This window comes from Pacificibacter marinus (assembly GCF_018860665.1).
Taxonomy (GTDB): domain Bacteria; phylum Pseudomonadota; class Alphaproteobacteria; order Rhodobacterales; family Rhodobacteraceae; genus Celeribacter; species Celeribacter marinus_A.
This window is the reverse complement of record NZ_JAHKPK010000023.1, coordinates 1-4,650: the sequence shown is the minus strand read 5'-3', so window position 1 is coordinate 4,650 and position 4,650 is coordinate 1. Positions and strand designations below refer to the sequence as shown.

Here is a 4,650-nt window from a genome sequence, read left to right as displayed (position 1 = left end):
GGCGTTCATGCTCAGAAACAAGGTTGGGACAAGCACTTCCAGGCTAACACAGTCAGAAATCGAAACGTACTCTCAACAGTTCGCTTAGGCATGGAAGTTTTGCGGCATTCTGGCTACACAATAACAAGGGAAGACTTACTCGTGGCTGCAACCCTACTAGCTCAAAATTTATTCACACATGGTTACGCTTTGGGGAAATTATGAGGGGATCTCTCAGCGCCCGGTAGTGATCTTATTTCATTATGGTGAAAGTTGGAACCTCTTACGTGCCGATCAACGTCTCATTTTCGCCAAAAGTTGGCCCAGGGCTTCCCGGTATCAACAGGGACACCAGGATTTATTTATTCTGCGAAGTGATCTTCCGTCACAGGTATTTATTCGGCGCAAAGTGCGTCGGGTGATGCTGCCAACTTACTGATTTAGTGTATGATGGTGTTTTTGAGGTGCTCCAGTGGCTTCTGTTTCTATCAGCTGTCCCTCCTGTTCAGCTACTGACGGGGTGGTGCGTAACGGCAAAAGCACCGCCGGACATCAGCGCCATTCGCCATTCAGGCTGCGCAACTGTTGGGAAGGGCGATCGGTGCGGGCCTCTTCGCTATTACGCCAGCTGGCGAAAGGGGGATGTGCTGCAAGGCGATTAAGTTGGGTAACGCCAGGGTTTTCCCAGTCACGACGTTGTAAAACGACGGCCAGTGCCAAGCTTGCATGCCTGCAGCCGGCCAGCCTCGCAGAGCAGGATTCCCGTTGAGCACCGCCAGGTGCGAATAAGGGACAGTGAAGAAGGAACACCCGCTCGCGGGTGGGCCTACTTCACCTATCCTGCCCGGCTGACGCCGTTGGATACACCAAGGAAAGTCTACACGAACCCTTTGGCAAAATCCTGTATATCGTGCGAAAAAGGATGGATATACCGAAAAAATCGCTATAATGACCCCGAAGCAGGGTTATGCAGCGGAAAAGCGCTGTCTAGATTACTTGTACAGCTCGTCCATGCCGCCGGTGGAGTGGCGGCCCTCGGCGCGTTCGTACTGTTCCACGATGGTGTAGTCCTCGTTGTGGGAGGTGATGTCCAACTTGATGTTGACGTTGTAGGCGCCGGGCAGCTGCACGGGCTTCTTGGCCTTGTAGGTGGTCTTGACCTCAGCGTCGTAGTGGCCGCCGTCCTTCAGCTTCAGCCTCTGCTTGATCTCGCCCTTCAGGGCGCCGTCCTCGGGGTACATCCGCTCGGAGGAGGCCTCCCAGCCCATGGTCTTCTTCTGCATTACGGGGCCGTCGGAGGGGAAGTTGGTGCCGCGCAGCTTCACCTTGTAGATGAACTCGCCGTCCTGCAGGGAGGAGTCCTGGGTCACGGTCACCACGCCGCCGTCCTCGAAGTTCATCACGCGCTCCCACTTGAAGCCCTCGGGGAAGGACAGCTTCAAGTAGTCGGGGATGTCGGCGGGGTGCTTCACGTAGGCCTTGGAGCCGTACATGAACTGAGGGGACAGGATGTCCCAGGCGAAGGGCAGGGGGCCACCCTTGGTCACCTTCAGCTTGGCGGTCTGGGTGCCCTCGTAGGGGCGGCCCTCGCCCTCGCCCTCGATCTCGAACTCGTGGCCGTTCACGGAGCCCTCCATGTGCACCTTGAAGCGCATGAACTCCTTGATGATGGCCATGTTATCCTCCTCGCCCTTGCTCACCATGCTTAATTTCTCCTCTTTAATTCCCGGGTACCGAGCTCGAATTCGTAATCATGTCATAGCTGTTTCCTGTGTGAAATTGTTATCCGCTCACAATTCCACACAACATACGAGCCGGAAGCATAAAGTGTAAAGCCTGGGGTGCCTAATGAGTGAGCTAACTCACATTAATTGCGTTGCGCTCACTGCCCGCTTTCCAGTCGGGAAACCTGTCGTGCCAGCTGCATTAATGAATCGGCCAACGCGCGGGGAGAGGCGGTTTGCGTATTGGGCGCTAGCGGAGTGTATATACTGGCTTACTATGTTGGCACTGATGAGGGTGTCAGTGAAGTGCTTCATGTGGCAGGAGAAAAAAGGCTGCACCGGTGCGTCAGCAGAATATGTGATACAGGATATATTCCGCTTCCTCGCTCACTGACTCGCTACGCTCGGTCGTTCGACTGCGGCGAGCGGAAATGGCTTACGAACGGGGCGGAGATTTCCTGGAAGATGCCAGGAAGATACTTAACAGGGAAGTGAGAGGGCCGCGGCAAAGCCGTTTTTCCATAGGCTCCGCCCCCCTGACAAGCATCACGAAATCTGACGCTCAAATCAGTGGTGGCGAAACCCGACAGGACTATAAAGATACCAGGCGTTTCCCCCTGGCGGCTCCCTCGTGCGCTCTCCTGTTCCTGCCTTTCGGTTTACCGGTGTCATTCCGCTGTTATGGCCGCGTTTGTCTCATTCCACGCCTGACACTCAGTTCCGGGTAGGCAGTTCGCTCCAAGCTGGACTGTATGCACGAACCCCCCGTTCAGTCCGACCGCTGCGCCTTATCCGGTAACTATCGTCTTGAGTCCAACCCGGAAAGACATGCAAAAGCACCACTGGCAGCAGCCACTGGTAATTGATTTAGAGGAGTTAGTCTTGAAGTCATGCGCCGGTTAAGGCTAAACTGAAAGGACAAGTTTTGGTGACTGCGCTCCTCCAAGCCAGTTACCTCGGTTCAAAGAGTTGGTAGCTCAGAGAACCTTCGAAAAACCGCCCTGCAAGGCGGTTTTTTCGTTTTCAGAGCAAGAGATTACGCGCAGACCAAAACGATCTCAAGAAGATCATCTTATTAATCAGATAAAATATTTCTAGGCACCAATAACTGCCTTAAAAAAATTACGCCCCGCCCTGCCACTCATCGCAGTACTGTTGTAATTCATTAAGCATTCTGCCGACATGGAAGCCATCACAAACGGCATGATGAACCTGAATCGCCAGCGGCATCAGCACCTTGTCGCCTTGCGTATAATATTTGCCCATGGTGAAAACGGGGGCGAAGAAGTTGTCCATATTGGCCACGTTTAAATCAAAACTGGTGAAACTCACCCAGGGATTGGCTGAGACGAAAAACATATTCTCAATAAACCCTTTAGGGAAATAGGCCAGGTTTTCACCGTAACACGCCACATCTTGCGAATATATGTGTAGAAACTGCCGGAAATCGTCGTGGTATTCACTCCAGAGCGATGAAAACGTTTCAGTTTGCTCATGGAAAACGGTGTAACAAGGGTGAACACTATCCCATATCACCAGCTCACCGTCTTTCATTGCCATACGAAATTCCGGATGAGCATTCATCAGGCGGGCAAGAATGTGAATAAAGGCCGGATAAAACTTGTGCTTATTTTTCTTTACGGTCTTTAAAAAGGCCGTAATATCCAGCTGAACGGTCTGGTTATAGGTACATTGAGCAACTGACTGAAATGCCTCAAAATGTTCTTTACGATGCCATTGGGATATATCAACGGTGGTATATCCAGTGATTTTTTTCTCCATTTTAGCTTCCTTAGCTCCTGAAAATCTCGATAACTCAAAAAATACGCCCGGTACTGATGAATCCCCTAATGATTTTGGTAAAAATCATTAAGTTAAGGTGGATACACATCTTGTCATATGATCAAATGGTTTCGCGAAAAATCAATAATCAGACAACAAGATGTGCGAACTCGATATTTTACACGACTCTCTTTACCAATTCTGCCCCGAATTACACTTAAAACGACTCAACAGCTTAACGTTGGCTTGCCACGCATTACTTGACTGTAAAACTCTCACTCTTACCGAACTTGGCCGTAACCTGCCAACCAAAGCGAGAACAAAACATAACATCAAACGAATCGACCGATTGTTAGGTAATCGTCACCTCCACAAAGAGCGACTCGCTGTATACCGTTGGCATGCTAGCTTTATCTGTTCGGGCAATACGATGCCCATTGTACTTGTTGACTGGTCTGATATTCGTGAGCAAAAACGACTTATGGTATTGCGAGCTTCAGTCGCACTACACGGTCGTTCTGTTACTCTTTATGAGAAAGCGTTCCCGCTTTCAGAGCAATGTTCAAAGAAAGCTCATGACCAATTTCTAGCCGACCTTGCGAGCATTCTACCGAGTAACACCACACCGCTCATTGTCAGTGATGCTGGCTTTAAAGTGCCATGGTATAAATCCGTTGAGAAGCTGGGTTGGTACTGGTTAAGTCGAGTAAGAGGAAAAGTACAATATGCAGACCTAGGAGCGGAAAACTGGAAACCTATCAGCAACTTACATGATATGTCATCTAGTCACTCAAAGACTTTAGGCTATAAGAGGCTGACTAAAAGCAATCCAATCTCATGCCAAATTCTATTGTATAAATCTCGCTCTAAAGGCCGAAAAAATCAGCGCTCGACACGGACTCATTGTCACCACCCGTCACCTAAAATCTACTCAGCGTCGGCAAAGGAGCCATGGGTTCTAGCAACTAACTTACCTGTTGAAATTCGAACACCCAAACAACTTGTTAATATCTATTCGAAGCGAATGCAGATTGAAGAAACCTTCCGAGACTTGAAAAGTCCTGCCTACGGACTAGGCCTACGCCATAGCCGAACGAGCAGCTCAGAGCGTTTTGATATCATGCTGCTAATCGCCCTGATGCTTCAACTAACATGTTGGCTTGCG

General features: G+C 50.2%; 2 protein-coding genes and 2 pseudogenes. 3 read left to right on the top strand and 1 reads right to left on the bottom strand.

What is annotated here, in order from left to right; genetic code table 11:
• Both KO497_RS07195 and KO497_RS07190 read left to right on the top strand, forming a co-directional pair.
• Positions 1 to 204: pseudogene (locus KO497_RS07195) on the top strand (IS4 family transposase); the annotation flags it as partial.
• A gap of 247 nt (positions 205 to 451) precedes the next feature.
• Positions 452 to 571: pseudogene (locus tag KO497_RS07190) on the top strand (IS1 family transposase); the annotation flags it as partial.
• Positions 572 to 2,825: 2,254 nt separating this feature from the next.
• On the opposite strand, the gene KO497_RS07180 reads toward KO497_RS07190, so the two are convergent.
• Positions 2,826 to 3,485: a type A-1 chloramphenicol O-acetyltransferase gene (locus KO497_RS07180; protein WP_000412211.1), complete on the bottom strand. Its 660-nt coding sequence runs from the start codon at positions 3,483 to 3,485 to the stop codon at positions 2,826 to 2,828.
• A 160-nt stretch (positions 3,486 to 3,645) separates the two neighbouring features.
• Between KO497_RS07180 and KO497_RS07175 the strand changes: the two genes are divergently transcribed.
• A partial coding sequence (locus tag KO497_RS07175; RefSeq protein WP_074582493.1) for an IS4-like element ISVsa5 family transposase occupies positions 3,646 to 4,650 on the top strand: 1,005 nt, incomplete at its 3' end.

Bases quoted from the DNA above. Each gene is read 5' to 3' on its own strand.
- KO497_RS07180 (WP_000412211.1), bottom strand. From the start codon at position 3,485: ATGGAGAAAAAAATCACTGGATATACCACCGTTGATATATCCCAATGG.